General features: G+C 72.2%; 12 protein-coding genes. 8 read left to right on the top strand and 4 right to left on the bottom strand.

Annotated elements, in window-relative coordinates; all coding sequences use genetic code 11:
* Positions 1-293: 293 nt before the first annotated feature.
* Positions 294-851: a hypothetical protein gene (locus WMF24_RS08030; RefSeq protein ID WP_437735779.1), complete on the top strand. Its 558-nt coding sequence runs from the start codon at positions 294-296 to the stop codon at positions 849-851.
* Positions 852-1,370: 519 nt separating this feature from the next.
* Here the strand turns inward: WMF24_RS08030 and WMF24_RS08025 are convergent.
* The 3 genes from WMF24_RS08025 to WMF24_RS08015 all read right to left on the bottom strand — a co-directional run bounded on the left by WMF24_RS08025 (position 1,371) and on the right by WMF24_RS08015 (position 6,332).
* Positions 1,371-2,003 carry a hypothetical protein gene (locus WMF24_RS08025; protein WP_437735778.1) on the bottom strand — a complete coding sequence of 211 codons (633 nt, stop codon included), beginning with the start codon at positions 2,001-2,003 and terminating at the stop codon, positions 1,371-1,373.
* 322 nt (positions 2,004-2,325) lie between these two features.
* Positions 2,326-3,879: a serine/threonine-protein kinase gene (locus WMF24_RS08020; RefSeq protein WP_437735777.1), complete on the bottom strand. Its 1,554-nt coding sequence runs from the start codon at positions 3,877-3,879 to the stop codon at positions 2,326-2,328.
* Positions 3,876-6,332: a FecR domain-containing protein gene (locus WMF24_RS08015; RefSeq protein WP_437735776.1), complete on the bottom strand. Its 2,457-nt coding sequence runs from the start codon at positions 6,330-6,332 to the stop codon at positions 3,876-3,878. Before WMF24_RS08015 ends, WMF24_RS08020 begins: the two co-directional genes overlap by 4 nt.
* 68 nt (positions 6,333-6,400) lie before the next feature.
* Here WMF24_RS08015 and WMF24_RS08010 point away from each other — a divergent pair, with 68 nt between their 5' ends.
* Together WMF24_RS08010 and WMF24_RS08005 are read left to right on the top strand one after the other, a co-directional pair.
* Complete coding sequence (locus WMF24_RS08010; protein ID WP_437735775.1) at positions 6,401-8,212, top strand: OmpA family protein; 1,812 nt, start codon at positions 6,401-6,403, stop codon at positions 8,210-8,212.
* 66 nt (positions 8,213-8,278) lie between these two features.
* A complete protein-coding gene (locus tag WMF24_RS08005; RefSeq protein ID WP_437735774.1) occupies positions 8,279-10,138 on the top strand; it encodes an adenylate/guanylate cyclase domain-containing protein in 1,860 nt (619 codons plus the stop codon).
* Positions 10,139-10,252: 114 nt separating this feature from the next.
* On the opposite strand, the gene WMF24_RS08000 is transcribed toward WMF24_RS08005, so the two are convergent.
* The gene (locus WMF24_RS08000; RefSeq protein ID WP_437735773.1) at positions 10,253-11,536 is read right to left on the bottom strand and encodes a serine hydrolase domain-containing protein; all 1,284 of its coding nucleotides are present in this window, start codon (positions 11,534-11,536) and stop codon (positions 10,253-10,255) included.
* A gap of 2,172 nt (positions 11,537-13,708) precedes the next feature.
* Here WMF24_RS08000 and WMF24_RS07995 point away from each other — a divergent pair.
* From WMF24_RS07995 to WMF24_RS07975, 5 genes are all read left to right on the top strand, one after another.
* Entirely contained in the window at positions 13,709-14,086 is a 378-nt protein-coding gene (locus tag WMF24_RS07995; protein WP_437735772.1) for a hypothetical protein, read from the top strand.
* Between the two features lie 267 nt (positions 14,087-14,353).
* Positions 14,354-15,538 carry a cytochrome P450 gene (locus WMF24_RS07990; RefSeq protein WP_437735771.1) on the top strand — a complete coding sequence of 395 codons (1,185 nt, stop codon included), beginning with the start codon at positions 14,354-14,356 and terminating at the stop codon, positions 15,536-15,538.
* 194 nt (positions 15,539-15,732) lie between these two features.
* On the top strand, positions 15,733-16,980 hold the full coding sequence (locus tag WMF24_RS07985) for a hypothetical protein (RefSeq protein ID WP_437735770.1): 1,248 nt from the start codon (positions 15,733-15,735) through the stop codon (positions 16,978-16,980).
* Positions 16,981-17,478: 498 nt separating this feature from the next.
* On the top strand, positions 17,479-18,090 hold the full coding sequence (locus tag WMF24_RS07980; protein WP_437735769.1) for a GTP-binding protein: 612 nt from the start codon (positions 17,479-17,481) through the stop codon (positions 18,088-18,090).
* Positions 18,091-18,404: 314 nt separating this feature from the next.
* Complete coding sequence (locus WMF24_RS07975; protein WP_437735768.1) at positions 18,405-18,893, top strand: hypothetical protein; 489 nt, start codon at positions 18,405-18,407, stop codon at positions 18,891-18,893.
* The last annotated feature ends 428 nt before the right edge of the window (positions 18,894-19,321 follow it).

The raw sequence follows: 19,321 nt of genomic DNA, 5'->3' as shown, positions 1-19,321 counted from the left end.
CGGGAACGTACGACCGCTCCGCTGGAGCCCCGCGCGCCGAGGTCGCAGGGCGACAGGTCCAGGCCCGCCGAACACCGCTGCCCTACGACGCCCACGACCTCCGCGGCGAGGGCGACATCCTGAACCCCTGCCGCGTACAGCGTACGCGCCGCACGCCAGCCGACGGAGAGCAAGAAATTCGCGAAATTGGTGTTTACAGCAACATCCTTCAGATGTTATCTGGACCACAAACGCACAGACCGTGCCTCTGCGACCTGACGCGTTGAAGCAACAGCGTTCATTCAAGGGAAGACATGATGAAGAAGACGACCTTGTTCACCGCCGCGTTCGCCCTGGCATTCGGAATGGCCGCGGCCTCTGAAGGCCTGGCATGGACGAAGATTCGACGCTACTCGGCCTTCAATTGCTACGGGTCGGCGCCCGCTGCCGATGCCAACGATGGCAAGGGGCTGATGGACCTCGCCAACGGCGGCAAGATCTATTGCCCTCATGCGTCGTCGGAGCTTTTCCCGCTGGACGAGGTCGAGGGCGTCCAGGTCAGCATCAACAACTACGTCACATCCAGCCCGAGCAACACCGTGGGATATGTCAAGGCGTGCGTGAGCTGGTCCTACACCGAGAGCGGAGTGTCGTCATTCGGCGCCGACTGCAGCGATGAGAAAGAATTCTCTTACGGGACTGCTGGCGGGCAGACTGTCGCATTGCAGGAGGACAGCTATCTCGATCGACCCGGCGAGCTGCAAACGTGGAGCTCTCGTCCTTTCGGCTATGCTTACCTCGTGATCAACAGTGGTTACACCTCCGGCACCGGCTATCACAGCACGGTCACTGGGTACAAGGTCTTCGACTGACGGCAGCGCGATGAGGGCCTGAGGCCGCTTCGCGAGCGCAAGCGTCGCCATCTGCATCCTGGCCTTGTGCTGTGAGATCACGTGTCCAGGCAGCGAGCGCTGCCAGCGACAGGGGCACCGGCGTCCTCACGAAAGACCGGCACGCACCAATCACGAAGAACCTGATCGTCACGGCGCGGAGAACGCCAGAGGGCGGGAGTAAGGACGACGCCTCGGGCCCTTCCTCTTCAACCCGGTGTCTCCGCGCCGTGATGCCCTCCTGCGATAGACGGGCCACGCGCAGCCCGTGCCGGCCCGGTGCGCTCGCCGATGTCGGCGGCGAGGCCGCGACACGGAGCGCGTCAGCGCGGCTTCGATGATGTGCCGCGGAGGCCGTCGTGGCGCGGTCGCACAAGGCCGCAGGTGTTCGAGCGCGCCGCGACGGACGGAGGACAGGGACGGGCCGGCGCCGCGAAGGGCCGGCGAGGCGCGCAGCGCTCGGCCCGTGGCGGGCCAGCGCAGGCGATCAGCAGGCCGGGCTCATCGACAATGAGAGAACACGACGGAGGCGGAGACGGCGCCGGTCGCCCCCTCCGGCACCTTCACATTGGCCTGTGTGGCGCACTTGATGGAGTGGCTCGAGTGCGCGATCTCCTGGACGTGCCTGACGGCGTCGTGCGGGCTGGAAGATTCAATCTGAGCCAAGCACTGGTGGTCCTTGCACTCCACGGAGTCCACCTTGAATCCGACCCGCTCCGACAGCGCGTGTAGATCCGATGTCAGCGCCGTGGTGGCGCGCGGCGCCCACGTGCTGTCCGGCGGCATGGCCTTGAAGGCCTCGATCGACTGGTCAAACTGCTCGACCGCCCTGGCCTGCAGCACCTCGTCGCTCTCACGCTGTCTTTCTCGTCGCCCGGGATCGGGCTCGGGCTCACCCTCGCCGGAGGGCAGCTCCTCTTCCGCGGCTTGCGCCTTCTCGAGCGCCCGCTCGACGAGGGCCAGCCGGTTGTTGACCCGAGCGAGCTCCGCCCTGGACTCCCTGGGCGGAGCGACCTCGCCCGTCGCCCGGGGGACACCGGCGGGCTCCGAGCTCGGAGGCTGAAAGCGAGCGAACAGCAGCGCGGCAGTGAGACCCGCTCCCGCCCCCAGCAGCGCCACGAAGAATGTGCCCACGCGTGACATCCCTGCTCTACTCTCCTCGCCCGAAACAGGCGCACAACAGGCGCGATCTCGTCGAATCGCGCGCACAGACCGCCTGCACCCCCCGCCTACACGACGCTCGGATGCCGTCGTCAAGAAGCAGCTCTCTGGCGGCACACCCGTCGTGATCGAGGGGAAGCTCCACGACCGGAGCGATGTACAAGTCAGCTCCTCCGCTCGGTAACAGCGAAGACCGCGCACGTCAATCAGAAGTTTGCCCCATTACATTGACCTGGCTTCACGCCCGGAGAGGTTCGACGAAGCCGCGGCCGGAACAGCCGCTCACGCCGCCCCCTCACCGCCCCCGGCGCACCACCCGGGCGATCTTGCGAGATAGCACGTCCGGGGCGACCGGATAGCGCGCCACGTCGGCCGCGCCCGCCGCGACGAGCGCGTTCATCCGCTCCGACGAGAGCCCCGCCGCGCACACGACCGCGCGCACCCCGGGCGCCGCGCGGCCGAGCGCCTCGAGCAGCGCGCACGCGGCGTCCACGTCCGCGCCGGCGTCGATCACCGCCACGCCGAGCCCCGACCCGGCCAGCGCCGCGGTATCCGGCACCTCGGCGAGGTGGATCCGCTGCGCGTCGAGCCCGATCTCGCACTCCTCGCTCAGCCCCTGCCCCGCAGGCGCGATCCGCAAGAGCGCCACCGTCTGCTCCGGCACAGGCTCGTGCCGCGCCGTCTCGCTGTCCACCCACGCCGGCGCGCGCTCGCCCCGCCCCCCGCCCTGCCCGCGGACCGGCACCTCCCCCTTGCGCCCAGGCAGCCGCCGCGACTCGGCCTCCCGCGACATCGCCTCGTCGAGCCGCGACCGCGCCGCCGCCGCGCTCTCCGGCCGCCGCTCCGGAAGCTTCGCGAGCAGGTCCAGCCGGAGCCGCTCCAGGAGCGGCGGGACCGGCGGCGCCCCGGGCGGCCGCACGAGCGGCGGCGGGATCGAGAACATGTGCATCGCCATGAGCTCGACCGCCGGCAGCCCCGAGAACGGCGGCTTTCCTTGCAGCAACACCGTAAGAATACAGCCACACGCGTACAGATCGGAGCTCGGGCCCACGGCGAGCGAGCGGCACTGCTCCGGGCTCATGTACTCCGGGGTGCCCGCGACCATGTCCTGCGACGTGAGCGTCGGCCCGGCGTCGAGCGGGTCGTCGAGGTGCGCGAGGCCGAAGTCGACGACCTTGGCGACGCGCCGCCCGTCCTGCTCCACGAGCAGCACGTTCTCCGGCTTGAGGTCGCGGTGCACGATGCCGCACGCGTGCGCGGCGCCCACGCCGTCGAGGATGTCCGCGAAGATCTCCGCCACCTCGGCGAGGTCGGGGAGCTCGCGCGACGCCCGGAGCCGCGCGGCGAGCGACTGGCCCCGGAGCAGCTCCATCACGAGGTAGATCAGCCCGTCGCCGTCGTCCTCGTCGCCGCCGAGGTCGAGCACCTTGACCACGTTCCGGTGCACGAGCCGCGACGCGGCGCGCGCCTCGCGGAGGAACCTCCGCCGGCTCTCCGGGTACGACGCGATGTGCGGGTGCATCGTCTTCACCGCGACCGGGACGCCGAGGAGCACGTGCTCCGCCTCGTAGACCTCGCCCATGCCGCCCGCGCCGAGCAGCCGCACGAGGTTGTACTTGCCGCCGAGCACCCGCCCGACGCCCGCCCGCCGGGACGCGCCCTCGTCGGGCTCGTCGGACGGGAGCGTCTCCGCGGGCGAGGCGCCGCCGGCGGGCGAACGCTCGGGCGCCCGGGCCAGCACGGTCCCCGGCGGGCGCGCGGGCGCGCCGCCCTTGAGCACGGTGCGGTCGGGATCTCCGTCCCCGTCCGGATCGCCCGGCGGCCGGCGCGCGTCGTCGCCCGCGCTCACGGCGGCGCCTCGCGGAAGCCGACAGCGATCTGCGCCGTCACCGGGCCCTCGTCCGCCGCGCGCCACGGGCTCACCCGCACCGACAGCGCCCCGAACAGCGCGCCGCCCGCCTCCGCCCCCGCCGACAGCGCGCCGAGCACGTCGTCGGCGCCGCGGTCGCGGTGGACGAGGTGCAGGTCCAGCGCGCCGTGCAGCCGGAGCCACGGCGCCGCGTCGGCCGTGCCGCCCGCCACGAGAAAGCCCTGCGCCGACGGCGCGGCCGGCCCGCCGCTGCCCGCGCTGCCCGCCCCGCCCGCGGAGCCGCCGTCCCCCGCCGAGCCGCCGTCCCCCGCCGCGTCGCCCTCGCCTTCCCCCACGCGGACGCGGGCGCCGGCGTTGACCACCCACGTGAGCCGGCCCGCCGCGCCGCCGAGCGCGACCCCGGGCTCGACGCGGACCGGCGGGGCCGCGTCGGCCAGCGGCACGCCGAGGCGCAGCGTGGGGCCGAGCTCGAACGCCGAGCGCCCCAGGCGCACGGCGCGGAAGCGCGCGCCGAGCCAGCCGGCGCTGCCCGCCGCCTCGCCGTCGCCGGCCGGGTTCGAGCGGAGCGCGACGTCGAACCCCAGCGGTCCGAGCGCGCCGCTCGCGCGCACCTGCCCCGCGGCGACCCAGCCGCCCCCGGCGCGCGACGCGGCCGCGCCCGCGGCCACGACGGCGGGCGGCGTCGGCCCGAGCCAGAGCACGTCCGCCACCCCGGACACCGGCAGCAGCGGGAGGTACGCGCCCAGCACGGGCGCGGACGGCGGCCGCGCCGGCGCCGGCGCCCCCGGCGCGGCCGGCAGGGCCGGCAGCTCGACCTCGCGCGTGCCGATCACCCGGCCGCGGCCGTCGGCGACGTCGAGCCGGACGCGCAGCGGCTCGCCGGGGCGCGCCGCCTCCCCGGGCAGCGGGATCCGCGCGGTCAGCCCGCCGTCGCCGCCGGCGAGCGCGGCCGAGCGCACCCCGCCCGGCAGGTGGGCGTGGATCCGCGGCGCCACCCGCCTCGCGACGTCGATCCCCTCGACCCCCTCGAGCGCGACCCGCGCCTCGAGCGCCCCCCCGTCCGCCGCGCGCGAGGCCTCGATCGCCGCGCCGACCGTCGTGTACCGGACCGGGAGCGACGTCACCGCGTCCGGCAGGCGCTCCGCCGCGGCGCCGCCGCGCTCGCGCAGCCGGAGCTCGCGCGGGGCGCGCTGGAGCAGATCGATGCGCTCGGGGACCGGGCCGAACGGCCCCCCGTCGATCGCCAGCTCGAGCGCAGGCGACGGCGTGAGCTCCACGATCCCGTACGGGTTCGCGGTGATCTCCCCCGCCGACGGGGCGACGCCCCCGGACGCCCGCGCGGCCACGAGGTGGAACCGGCGCACCGCGCCGACCCCCAGGTACTCCTCGCGGTCGATGACCCGGACCCGGAGGAAATAGGCGCCCGCCGGCATCTTCTCCGCGCGGAAGGACACGATGTCCGGCTTCACCTCCTCGCGGGCGACGAGGTCGTGAAACTCCGGGTCGCGCGCGACCTCGACCCGGTAGCCGGCGGCCTGCGGCGCCGGCTTCCACGACGCCGACAGCACGCCGAGCCCCGCCGGGGCGAGCGCGATCGACGCGACGTCCGCGGACGCCCGCTCCGCCCACTCGGGCGCCGGCGGCAGCGGGCGCGGGCGCGCGGGCGGCGACCTGCCAACGAACCGGGTGCCATGGTCCTTCGGGACCACGACCGAGAGGCCGCCCGAGCTCACGCTCGCCTTGCCGTCGAACACGGCGACGGTCGTCCGCTCCCCGCGCCGCTGCACAACGGTGTCGCGCGACGACGCGCTCACCCGGCCGCCCCCGCTCGCGACGACATCGACCGTCTGGCCACGCAGGGCGGCGAGCGCCGCCTTCACCTCGCCGTCTTCCAGCTCGACGGCAGCAGGGGGCGTCCTCGACACCCGCGTCAGGCTCGCCGTACCGTGGATGACGACGAGCGTATTCGGCGCGAGCAGCACCCGAGTCCGATCCACAAACTCGATATCTGCGCGCCCCTCGTCCAGCGTGTTGACGCTCGAGTTCGCGAGCAGGGGCATCCCCGGCGTCGCGGGCGACCAGGCGCCCCCGGCCGGTCGAGCGCGCACGTCCGGGCGCATCGACCGGATCTTCGCGTCCGGGATCGACGTCACCTCCGCGGGGAGGACGAGCGTGGTCCCCTCGGCGAGCGTCGCGCCCGGGCCGCACGCGACGCGGTTATACCGCTGGATCAGCCCAACATGGCTGGACGAGCCGTAGAGGACCTTCGCGATGTCATCGCACGTCTCTCCCCGCTGCACGCCCCACTGGATGACCGCCTCTGGATATCCGGGCGTCGGCTCTCTGGCGCTCGCCGCGCCGACGTATCCAACGTGGCTGGCGCAGCCGAGGAGCACCGCGATAGCGACGGACAGGCCATTTGACGATGCCACGCCCGCGGCACGCTACCGGATCGAGATCGGCGTTGCAAGGGACCAGGCAATGGGATACGAGCAGACCGATGGCGTATTGGTCGGCGCGCGTCATCGCGCCCCTCCTGGCCTCCCCGCTGCTCGTCGCGGCCTCGTTTTCCATGCCGGCCGCGGCGCAGGAGGCCACCGCGCTCGACAGGCTCGCTCCCGCGCCCGCGGGCGACGGGCTCTCCACGGTTCCATCTGCCGGCGTATCGGGCGATCTCCGGCCGGCGGTCGGACTTCTGTTCTCGTATTCTCATCAACCGCTCAGCGTGCGCGGGACCGTGCGTGGAACAGAGCCTCCCGGCGCGGCAACGTGGGTGGACCGCCAGGCGATCCTCCACGCGCTCGCGAGCGTCGAGCTCGCGCGCCGGGTCAAGCTCGACCTCGACGCGCCCTTCGTGCTGGACCAGGGCGGCGCGTCGCCCTCGATCGGGGACATCCGCGTCCCGTCGCCCGCGGCCGGCGTCGCGCTCGCGGATCTCCAGGTGGGCGGGCGGGTGACGCTGCTGCCGCAAGAGGGGCTCCGGCCGGCGGCGGCGCTCGGGCTCTCGGTCTGGTTGCCGACCGGCGACGAGGCGGCGTTCGCCGGCGCGGGCGCGGTGCGCTACGCGCCGCGGGTGATCGTGGGGGCGGAGCACGCGGGCTTCCGCTGGGCGGCCTCGGCGGGGGGCCGGTTCCAGCCGGCCTCGGGGGACAGCCTGACCGCCAGCGAGGCGTTCTTCGCCGCGGGCGTGGGTGTCCGCAAGGGCCCCTTGCAGCTCGGGTCGGAGCTCTCGGTGTGGGCCGCCGCCGGCGGCGCGCGGGCGATCGAGGTGCCGGGCCGCGCGGGCGCGGCGATCGAGGTCCCCGGCCGCGCGGGCGCGGAGCTCCTGCTCACGGCGCGCTGGTCGCTCGGCCCGCTCACGCTCGACGCGGGCGCCGGCCCCGGCTTCGGGAAGCTGCCCGGCACGCCGAAGGCGCGCTTCTTCGCGGCGCTCGGGGTCGCCGCGGACGTCCTGCCGGCGCCCGCTGCCGCGCCCGCGGCTGCTGCTGCGGCCGCGCCGGCGGGGGCGGGCGGCGACCGCGGCGGCGCGGCGCGGGTCGCAGCGCCGGTCGCCGACCTCGACGGGGACTCGGTCCCCGATGCGGAGGACGCCTGTCCGCGGGTCATCGGCGAGGCGCGCCCGCCGGCGGCAGCGCCGGGGGCGCGGCCGGCGTTCCGGCGCGGCTGCCCGCCGGACAGGGACGACGACGGCATCCACGACGTCGACGATCGCTGCCCGGACGTGCCGGGGGTGAGCAGCGCGGCCGCCGACGACGAGGGACCCGCGAATGCGGGGTCCCGACCTGCGTCGAAACACGGCTGCCCCGCGGACACGGACGGCGACGGGATCCCCAACGCCGCAGACGCTTGCCCCTACGAGCGCGGCAAGCCGAGCGAGGATCGCGCGACGCACGGCTGCCCCTTCGCGGTGCGCATCGAGGGCTCGCAGATCGTCATCCTTCAGCAGGTCCAGTTCCCGACCGGCAGGGCCGAGATCGAGCCGGAGAGCTTCGAGCTCCTGTCCGAGGTCGCGGCGGTCCTGGAGGAGCACCCCGAGATCGCCCGGGTCGCGGTCGACGGCCACACCGACAACCAGGGCGCGGACCAGGCGAACCTGAGGCTCTCGCAGCGCCGCGCGCTCGCCGTTGTCGCGTGGCTGACGGCGCAAGGCATCGACGCCCGCCGCCTCGAGGCGCGCGGCTTCGGCGCGCGCCGCCCGATCGCCGACAACCGCACGCGCGAGGGCCGGGCGAGGAACCGCCGGGTGGAGTTCCAGATCCGCAAGCGCACCGACGAGGGCGCGGCCGGCTGGAAGGACGGGCCGCTCGAGTGACCCGAGCAACCCGAGTGACCCGGTGAGCGGCCCTCACCCCGTCGAGGCGCGCGCCGAGGGCGCGGCGTGAGGGCGCCCTCGCTCAGGGCGAAGGCGATCGCGCTCTTCACGGCGATCGCGCTCGTGCCCGTGGCCGCCGCCGTTGCGCTCCTCGCCGACGTGAACCGGCGCGCCGTGCGCACGTCGGAGGAGGGGCTCCAGGCGGCGGTCCTCTCGGAGGTGGTCTCGGCCTCGATCCAGCGCGTGAGGGACGTCGAGAGCGACGCTGTCGCGGCGGCCGCGATCTTCGGCCACGCGGCGGGCGGCGCGATCCGGGACGAGGATGCGGTCGCGTCGGTGCGCGCCCTTGTCGCGACGCGCGCGCTCATCGACGCGGTGCGGCTGGAGGTGCCCGACGCGGGGATCAGCACCGTGATCCGCAAGGCGTCGAGCGGCGCGGACGTGCCCGCCGCGCCGCTGGAGCTGCGCCGGATCGCCGACGAGCGCGGCGTCGGCTTCGGCGTGGTCGGCCCGGCCAGAGGCCTCCTCGTGGCCCGCGTCCGGCCGCCGGGCGAGGCCGCCGGCGCCGCGGGCGCAGCCGACGCGGCGGCCGCCGGCGCCGCCGGCGCCGCGGGCGCAGCCGACGCGGCGGCCGCCGGCGCCGCGCCTCCACCGTCCCCGGGCGGGCCGGCCGGCTATGTCGTCGCGCCGGTCGGGCTCGACGCCCTCGAGCGCGACCTCGCGGCGACCGCCGGGCGCCGCTTCGGCGGCCGCGACGTGCGCATGCTCATCGCGGGCCACGATCGCCGGGTGATCGCGGCGTTCGGTGTGCCGGGCGCCGCGCCGGGCAGCGACGTCTCCGGCCTGCCGCTCTGGGGCAAGCTCCCCCGGGACGCGGTCTGGACCGACAGGATCAGCGTGCTCGCCCCGCACGACGAGGGCGGCCAGCGGATGATCGGCGCCATCGAGACGCTGCCCGACCTCGGCTGGGCGGTCGCCATCTGGCGCCCCGAGCCGGTCGCCTTCGCGGCGCTCGACGAGATGCGGCGCCGCGGCGTCGCCGTCGGCGCGGGCGCGCTGCTCCTCGCGCTCGTCCTCGCGGTCTTCACCGCCCGGCACGTGACGCGCCCGATCCTTCACCTCGTCGCGCAGGCGCGGCTCATCGGCGCCCGGCGCTGGCGCGAGCTCGCGCTCGGCGGCGCGCAGCCCGCCCGGCGCGACGAGATCGGCGAGCTCACCACCTCGCTCCGCCGCATGGCCGAGGACCTCGAGCAGGGCGAGGCCGACATCGCCCGCGAGGCGAAGCTCCGCGGCGACCTCGGCCGCTTCATGGACAGGGCCGTCGTCGACGCGATCGTCCGCGGCGAGCACCCGCTCGCGCTCGGCGGCAAGCGGGCGGCCGTGTCGGTGCTCTTCGCCGACGTCGTCGGCTTCACGCCGCTCGCCGAGGCGCGCGACGCCGAGCGCATGGTCGCCCTCCTGAACGAGCTCTTCTCGATGCTCACCGAGATCGTGTTCCGGCACGGGGGCACCGTCGACAAGTTCATCGGCGACTGCGTGATGGCCGTGTGGGGCGCCCCGCTCCCGCAGGCCGATCACGCGCGCCGCGCGCTCGCGGCCGCCGAGGACATGATGCGCTTCCTCGAGACGGCGAACGAGGAGTGGCGCGAGCGCTACGACATCGAGATCCGCCTGGGCGTCGGCGTGAACTCCGGAGAGGCGATCGTCGGCAACATCGGCTCCGACAAGCGGATGGAGTACACGGTGATCGGCGACGTGGTGAACGTCGCCTCGCGGCTCGAGGCGCTCGCGGCGCCGAACCAGGTGCTCGTCTCCGAGGCGACGAAGCTCCTCGCCGGCGACGCCTTCCCCCTGCGCGCGCTCGGCGAGCGCAACCTCACGGGGCGCAAGACGACGACGGCCGTCTACACGCTCGATCCGGACTGACGGGGTGGGGCCGCGCCCGCCGCGCTCCCGGCGGGGCGCGCCGGCTGGCGGGCGGAGAGGGGTGGTCCGCGCGAGGCCGGGAGACGCCGCGCCGGCCGGCGCGGGCGAGGAGGGTCAGTCGTGCACGGCGTTCATGATGCCGTCGAAGAACTCGGTGCAGCCGATGGCGTCGAGCATCCGGTTCCAGTGGAGCGCGTCGAACGGCTTCGGCAGGCCGTGGTTCGTCAGCAGGATGCCGATGATCTCGCGGTCCGGCTCGACCCACATGAACGTGCCCGCGCCGCCCGCCTTGCCGTAGGAGCGCCGCGACAGGCGCATGCCGCCGGTCGAGAAGCGCCGCGTCCACATCTCCCAGCCGAGGCCCTTCGGGGCCAGGAGGAGGTTCTCGATGGGCGAGAGGTCGGTCTCCTCCTCCGTCACCTGGGGTGTGTTGTTCCTCTTCATGCGGCGGACCAGGTCGGGCCGCAGGACCTCGGCGCGACCGTAGGCGCCGCCGTTCAGGATCATCTGGCAGAAGACGGCGATGTCCATCGCCGTCGAGAAGACGCCGTCGCACCCGGTGACGCCGCCCAGCGCCCAGTCCTGCTCGTCCTGCACCTCGCCCCGGACCACGTAGCCCCGGACGTCGGAGTACGCCGTCGCCGCGACCCGCTCGTGGAGCGCCGGGGGCGGGCAGTACATCGTGTCGTTCATGCGGAGGGGCCCCCAGATGCGTGTGCCCGCGACGGTATCGAGGTCTTGCCCCGCGGCGGCCTCGATCATGCGGCCGAGGAGGCGGTACGTGAGGTCGCTGTACAGCACCGACGTCCCCGGCGCGTACTCGAGCGGCGTCTCGGCCATGAGGCGCCAGACCGTCTCATCGTCCTCGACGTTCGGGAACGGGTTGTCTATCGGCAGGCCGGCCGAGTACCGGAGCATGTCGTAGACGGTGACGGCCCCCTTGCCGTTCGCGGCGAACTCCGGCAGGTACCTGGCGACCGGTGCGTCCAGCGCGATCACGCCCTCCTGGACGAGCGCGAGCGCCGAAGCCGCCGTCGACAGCACCTTGGTCATCGACTGCAGGTCGAAGATCGTGTCGAGCGTGACCGGCTCGTCAGCGCCGGCGACCTTGGTGCCGAACGCCCGGTGCCCGACGACGACCCCATGGCGCGCGACGAGCGCCGTGGCGCCGGGGAAGAGTCCATCGCTCACCCGGCGCTCGATCCGCGCGAAGACGTCCTCCAGCCGATCGGAGCTCATGCTCACGTCCTCGGGCCGGCCCGCGGTGAGCGTTGTGCAGGACACGCCCCTCCAGGCATCCGAGCTGCCGAGCGCCGGGGCCGTGGCGGCCACCACGGCGAACTGGGTCATCCCTTGCAAGAACTGCCTGCGGTCGAACGCTCGTCGTTCATCGGTCATGGCTCTTCCCAACCTTGCTTTCATCAAGAACAAAGGATTCCACGGCGTCGCCCCGGCAGGGCCGGAGGACTGTCCAGCGTGGGCGTCTGTCGCGATGAATGGCAACATATACGCCAGCGCTACATGTTTCCCCTCCCATGCGCTGCGTCGCCAACAACACCCGCTGTTGCGCTGCCTTTTCGGCCGAGAGGCCGGGCGCGCCGCGTCCAGTTGAGTTGGCACGACGGGAATCGACGCGCAATGGATTGCGGGATGACGCAAGTGGATGTGCGCTCGTCTCGACATCCTGGACGACCGCGGACGGGCGTGGACGAATGCGCAGCACGATTCCGACCGCGCTCCCTGGCGAGGAGGCGCTCGGATTCGAGCGTCGCTCCGCTGGCGCTCCCGCGCCGTCCGGCGGCGCGCCCGTGCGGCTGGATCGACGCGGACGGCACCTCTCGAGGTGCGCCCCACGATGTCAGGCGGGCAGCGCGAGACGAGGCTTGCACCCGAGCTGGCTCGAGGGCCGCCCCACGATCTGCCCGCCCCCCGCCTGCCGCGCTCCTTCGCCGACGCCGGTCTGTCTCCTGCCAAACAGCTCTCATGGCTGCGTGGATCGACTGGAGAGCAGCGTCACGTATTTGCTGCCACAGCACGATATCGACGGAGCTGCGCCTCGCGCCGCCGCCGCGCGCCGCGCTACTCTCGGCCCCTTTTGTCCGTTGGCGAGGGCGAATGACCCTCTCGCCCCCTGGCGAGGGCGAATGACCCTCTCGCCCCCTGGCGAGGGCGAATGACCCTCTCGCCCCCTGGCGAGGGCGAATGACCCTCTCGCCCCCTGGCGAGGGCGAATGACCCTCTCGCCCCCTCGCGAGGGCGGGTGACCCTCTCGCCCCCTCGCGAGGGCGGGTGACCCTCTCGCCCCCTCGCGAGGGCGGGTGACCCTCTCGACCCCTGGCGAGGGCGGGTGACCCTCTCGCCCCCTCGCGAGGGCGGGTGACCCGTCCGCGCCGAGCAAGCGGCTCCCCGGGCCAGCGGTGCGCCAGGACCGAGCGCACGAGCGACCGCCGGTGCTCCGCTGCCGGACCTGCATGCTGGAGCGTGCACCAACGTGCCTCAGGACGTCCCTGCATGCTGGAGCATGCACCAACGTGCCTCAGGATGTCCCTGCATGCTGGAGCATGCACCAACGTGCCTCAGGGTGTCCCTGCATGCTGGAGCATGCACCTGCATGCTCGAGGTTGCAGCAGACTCCCGCGATACCCGTGCTGCCCCGCGACACCGACCGATCCAGGCGGATGAGCTCGCCAGCGGATCACGGCCCATACGGCATGAACGTGACCACCACGGGCCTACGGCGTCGCCGCGCCGCGGGCGTCGATCACGCGGGAAAACCTGCATCACGCAGGGACATCGACCGGATGAGCCCGCCGGGAGCAGGACGGGCAGTTCCGTGAAACGACCGCCGTTCACTGAAGTAGCTTAAACGACCGCCGTTCACTGAAATCGCATGACGCGACGCGCGGGCCTCTTGCCGGCAAAACCTTTCATGTTATCATGCCTATCAAGACAGACAATCACCAATCGCACTACGTCGAGAGCTCATCGACCTCGCGTAGCCTATTGTCTCAGTGTGGCAGCATGGTGGGGCACGTTTGTCGCCCGGTCCACGCGGAACGACAGTAGAAGCGACAGTGAAACTGAACTTCTTCGCGAATTGCCACCATCGATGTCGACTCTGCGCTTGGCATCATCCGTGAATAAGCATCGATGCGAAGACGAGACGGTCTTCGACAGAGCGCGTGAGCGCCGGACCAACACCTGACATAAATAAGCATCGAGGCTGGCGCGTACGAATCTACGCATGGCGCGCCGCGCGGGAGGGCTTCTTCAGTGGAGCTCGCTCGATGCAACATCGCTGTTCGAACCGGCGCGAGAGCGTCGGATGGCGACCCAAGGTCGAGATCGATCGAGACGGACGCGTGCATCGGACGACCCGAGCCGCCCGAGCACACGATCGGTTGGATGGATTGGTGATTGGCTGTTGACCGGCGTTCTGCGCTCGAAGCAAACAAAAACGGACTGAAACCACCCAATCTCGAGGAAACAAAGAAAATGAAGTCGCTCAAGTCTCGCGTTCTCTCTGGCGTTGGCGCTGCTCTCGTTGCCCTCAGCCTGTCGGCCCCCGCGATGGCGACGTACGACGCGCCGGCCAGCAACGACGTCGATATCGTCAACGTGCCCATCCTGTCCAACCTGATCAACGTCCTCGTGGGCAAGGTGACGGCGCTCGTGGGTATCGGCGTCGTCGATGACGTCAAGATCGTGGATGTCGCTGACGTCCTCAACAACTCCGAGATCGGGATCTTGAACAACGCGCTGAACAACCTGCTCGTGAACCTTCAGATCCTCAACATCCAGAACGTGCTGAAGGACGTCGACGTCGCCAACGGGCTCGAGGTCGGCGACATCCTCAGCGACAACGATGTCGACGTGAGCGATGTCGTCGACGTCAAGATCTTCGACGTCGACGGCGTGAAGAAGCTGCTCGTGTTCTACAAGAAGTAGGGCTGACCGCGCGACCCCGCGCGGAGCGCCGGCAGCAGAGAGAACCAAGCCCGGGGGGTCGGCCGCCTCCCGGGCTTTGCTCGGTCAAGGTGACCGACAGCCCGGTCATCTTGACCGGCCAGCGCGGCGCGCCGCCTCTCCCGAGAGCCGCGAAACCCGGGCGATCGCCGCATGGCCTCCGGGGTGCTCTCGCACGCCCCCGTGGTCCGCTCGCCCGCGGCAGCCCCTGTCGGGCTGCCCGGCCGACGGGCCCGGGAGGCAACTGCGATGCATCACCGGATGGACGTGCTCTCGCCCGCGTTTCGCGCGAACCCGTACCCCCATTACGCCGAGCTCCGGCGCGAGGCCCCGGTCTGCCAGGTCGAGCCCGGCGGGATGTGGGCCGTGAGCCGGTACGAGGACGTGCTCTTCGTGCTGAAGAGCCCCGAGATCTTCTCCTCGCACGGCTTCAAGGCGGCGTGGCAGCCGCCCTGGGTGGGCTACAACCCGCTCGCCAACTCGATGCTCGCCCTGGACCCGCCGGCGCACACGCGCCTGCGCGGGCTCATCCACCGCGCGTTCGGGGCGCGCACCGTGGCCCGGCTCGCGCCGCGCGTCCGCGCCGTCGCCGAGGAGCTCGCGCGGGGCCTCGAGGGAGAGGTCGACTTCATCGACGCGCTCGCCATGCCGCTGCCGGCCTTCGTGATCGGCGAGGTGCTCGGGCTCGACCACGGGCTGCGCGCGCACTTCAAGCGCTGGGCCGACGACATCCTGTCGGTCACCCCCGGGCCGGAGCCGCCCGCGCACGCCGGGCGCATCCGGACCACGATCGCGGAGCTGACGGGCTACCTGAAGGACGTCGTCGCGGCGCGGCGCCGCGCGCCAGCGGACGACACCGTGAGCGATCTGATCCGCGCCGAGCTCGACGGACAGGCGCTCACGGACACCGAGATCGTCGACTTCCTCGTCCTCCTCCTGCTGGGCGGGCTGGAGACGACCACCCACCTCCTCGGCAATGCGCTCCTGTTCCTCGCCGACCACCCGGACATGCTGCGACGCCTGCGCGAGGCGCCCGACCTCGCGCCGCTCTTCCTCGAGGAGCTGCTCCGGTACGACGGCCCGAGCCAGTCCGTCCCCCGGCTGACGACCCGCGACGTCTCCCTCGGCGGCGCGGCGGTGCCCGCCGGGGCGCTCGTGCTCGCGCTCGTGGCGTCGGCCAACCGCGACGAGCGGCAGTACCCGGATCCGGACCGGTTCGACCTGCACCGCGGCTCCCACGGAGGGCTCCAGTTCGGACACGGCATCCACTTCTGCGTCGGCGCGGCGCTGGCCCGCATGGAGGCGCGCGCGGCGCTCGAGGCGCTCGTCGCGCGCTTCCCCCGCGTCGAGCGCTGCCCCGGGGAGATCGCTTATAACCGCACGCTCACCGTGCGCGGCCCGGTCGCCTTGCCGCTGCGGTTCATCGCGGGCTGATGACCGGCGTCAACCGCTCTCCAGCGAGCTCGGCTTGACAGGAGGGTTGCGCGCGCTATCCTCGTCCCACCGGTCAGGAACAGGATCCGTCATTCCACCGACCGCCGAGTCATGACGGGCCGCGCACGCGCCAGGCGACGATAGACCCGAGAAGGTCCCTGAGCTCTCAGAGCTCGGGATGATGAGGTCGCGCCATGCGAAAGACGGAAATCGACGCCCTGGTGCGCGCGCACCGGGGCCGCGCCCGTCCCGTCGCGTTCTTTCATGTGCTTCGCCAGCCGGCGCTCGAGCCGGACGATCATGCCTTCCTGTCCGAGCACATCGAGGAGCTCGGGACATCCGATCTCCTGCGCTGGAGGGCGCGCTGCGAGCGCGGCTTCAGCGGGCCGGTGATCCAGCAGCTCGCGCGGCTCGCGATCCGGGATCCAGCGCACTTCCAGCACGAGGTCCTGAGCGTGCCGCGCCTCGAGCTCGACGAGGAGGAGTGGATAGAGCTCGCGGATCTGGTGCGCGGGAAGGTCCCGGAGGCGATCTACGAGCGCGTGCTCGCGCGCTGCCGGCGCGAGCCTGTGCGATGGGAATCCGGGTTCGTGCTCTCGCCGGGGGCCTACCGGGGGCCGGCGCCGCTGCTCGACGGGGACGAGCTCGACGGGCTGGACGCCGAGCGCCCGGCGCTGCGCGACATGCCGATCGCGAAGATCCTGGCGGCGAGGCGGGCGGGGGTGCTGTCGCTCGACGACGGCGCGCTGGCCGCGCTGGCGCTGGAGCGCGCGCGCGGGTCGGACGAGGACTGGAGCGCCGATATCCGCCGCTTCCCCGCGGCGCTGCGGGACGCGATCCTCGAGAAGGCGCGGCGGACGCCGAGGGCGGGAGAGCGGGCCAACCTGCTCGTCTGGCTCGAGGCGCACGGCGTGGCCAGGGCGACGTTGATGGACATCGCGCTCGGGTCGATCCGTGCGGGGGGCGACGCGTATGCCGTGCTCTCGTGGCTCGCGCGCCAGCTCACGACGCGGGCGGCGTGGGACAAGCACGGCCTGGAGACGCTCTCTGCGCTGATGTCGCGGCGCGCCTTCTCCGAGATAGGCGAGCTCGTGACGCTCGCGTGGAGCGAGGCCGGCCAGGGCGGCAAGGAGGTCTCGCGCGGCTTCCTGGAGGCGATCCAGGTCGCCTTCGCGCAGGTTTTGCTCGGGATGGCGCGGGAGGCGCTCGCGGCGGGCCGCCAGGCGGGCGCGATGGCGGCGCTGTCGGCGCTCGCGTGCCTCGACCCGCCCTCGCGGGTGAGCCGCGCCGTCCATGAGCTCCGGCGCGTCCCGGGCGCGAGCCCGGATGTCGCGGAGCTGATCGCGGTGAACGAGCGGCTGGTGAGGCACAGCGACGCGCGCGACGCCTCGCTCGAGGGGTTCGTGGCCGCCCTTCACGCGATCGCCGACGCGTCCTGCTGATCGCGGGCGGCGCGGGGCCGCGCCCCGCGTCGGCGCAGCTCGCCGCCCGCCGCGCATGACGCGCCGCTGGCGGGCGATCGCCTCTCCCGTCGAGGGCGGGAGACAGCGATCGCCGTCGAGTTCATGGCGGGGACGGCCTTGCCGCCCTCGATTTCACGGAGGGAACGGCTTTGCCGCCCTCGATTTCACGGAGGGAACGGCTTTGCCGCCCTCGATTTCACGGAGGGAACGGCTTTGCCGCCCTCGATGGCCGGGGACGGCTTTGCCGCCTCGATGACCGAGGACGGCTTTGCCGCCTCGATTTCGCTGCGGGGACGGCCTTGCCGCCCTCGATGACCGGGGACGGCCTTGCCGCCCTCGATGGCCGGGGACGGCCTTGCCGCCCTCGATGGCCGGGGACGGCCTTGCCGCCCTCGATGGCCGGGGACCGCGTTGCCGACCTCGATGGCGGGGCCGGCTCTGCCGCCCCTCGACTCCGGATTCTGGAGGGGTACGCCGATGGCGTTCATCAACTATGCGAGCCGGGAGATCTACTGCAAGATCGTCTATTACGGCCCAGGGCTCTGCGGAAAGACGACGAACCTTCAGTACGTGTACGACCGCACCGTGCCGAGCGCCAAGGGGCGGCTCATCTCGCTCAAGACCGAGAGCGATCGCACCCTGTTCTTCGACTTCCTTCCGCTCGATCTCGGAGGGCTCTCCGGCTTCCGGACGCGCCTCCAGCTCTACACCGTGCCGGGCCAGATCTTCTACAAGGCGAGCCGCAAGCTGATCCTGAGAGGGCTGGACGGCGTCGTGTTCGTCGCGGACTCGCAGCGCGCGCGGCTCGACGCGAACCTGGAGTCGATGGCCGACCTCTGGGACAACCTCGCCGAGGAGGGCCGCTCGCCAGGGCGGCTGCCGCTCGTGATCCAGTACAACAAGCGAGATCTCGACGGGATCGTCGATGTGGAGGAGCTCCGCGGTCTCCTCAACCCGACCGGAGCGCCCGAGTTCGAGGCCGCGGCGTCGAGCGGCCGCGGGGTGTTCGACACGCTGCGCGCGATCGCGAAGCTCGCCCTCAAGGAGATGGAGCGCGGGCACCGCTGGAGCGCGAGAGCCAAGGACTGAGCCCCGAGCGCCGAGACCTGCCGTCCCCGGGCGCGCTCGCCGCGCCCGGGTGCGCGCGCTCGATCACCTCGATCGCGGAGACACGGTACCATGTAGCCAGCGGCGGCAAGGCGTCGAGACGGCCGCCGCTCGGCCGCGATTTCTCTTGACGTATTCTCTCGTAGCTGAAAACGTGGCTTGGATCGTGGGGGGACCGTCTCGACAGCAAAGCGTCTGATCCCGTCGATCCCGGACCGGCGCGCTCCTCCGGGCCCCGAGGGATGCGCGCCCGGTCGTCCCGGCGCCACCGACCGATCCCATCAGGAGACTGTCAGATGAAATCCGAAACCGCACTTCGCAACGGAAGCCTCGCCATCGCGATGACGTGGTTCTCCCTCTTCGCGACCGGGTGCTTCGCGCTGAACGCCGCCGCTGGCGCCGCCGACGCCAAGGAGCGTGAGGAGCGTGAGGCCGCCCAGAAGGCGAAGAAGGAAGCGCCCCCCATCCCGCCGCCCGGGAAGCTCCACGACGAGGCGCTCGCGAAGCAGCTCGAGGACAAGATGACGGAAAAAGGGGCGCTCGTCGCCGCCAAGGTGATCTTCACCGATGACGATTGGCGCATCGAGCGCAACGAGAACACCGGGATCGTGACCGGCCGCGTGGCGAACGCCACCGTCGTCTACAAGCAGAAAGACGGCAAGTGCATCCAGGATCCGTCGCTGCTCCGCCAGGAGTTCGTCGGCAACGAGTTCGTCGGTCCCGGCCAGTGGGCCTTGCTGGTGAACGAGAAGTACGACATCCCCTGCGACAAGGCGGGTCTCTAGTCGAGATCGACAAACGGGTTGAACCCGCCTGAACGAGCAGAGCTTCGAACCGCCAAGACGCCAAGAAATATTAATAATTTCGGGCTCTTGGCGTCCTTGGCGCCTTGGCGGTTCATTGCTCGCTCGCTCGACGTGATCGGCGTTCTGGCCTCGGGCCGGTCACGACGCTCGTCAGCCGGCGCGTGGCGTGTACGGATGCCGCGCCGGCGCTGGTGGAGCAGAGGGGTCGCCTCATGGAGGAGGTGCGCCAGGCCGCGCTGCTCGCGGCGAGGCGCTGCAGCACCGGGACCACTGCACATTTGTCCCCATGCTGTGGACATTCTGTGGATATCTGGCCACCCCCCCGCAGATCCAGCACCCACATCGGAGCTGCCCTTCTCGGATCCCCGTGATGGCCCCCCATCCCCGGAACCGCCGCGGCAGCAGCA

Origin of the sequence: Sorangium sp. So ce1335 (genome assembly GCF_051521615.1) — a bacterium.
Classification (GTDB): domain Bacteria; phylum Myxococcota_A; class Polyangia; order Polyangiales; family Polyangiaceae; genus Sorangium.
The sequence above is the reverse complement of the archived record's forward strand: the minus strand, read 5'-3'. Positions and strand labels throughout refer to the sequence as shown.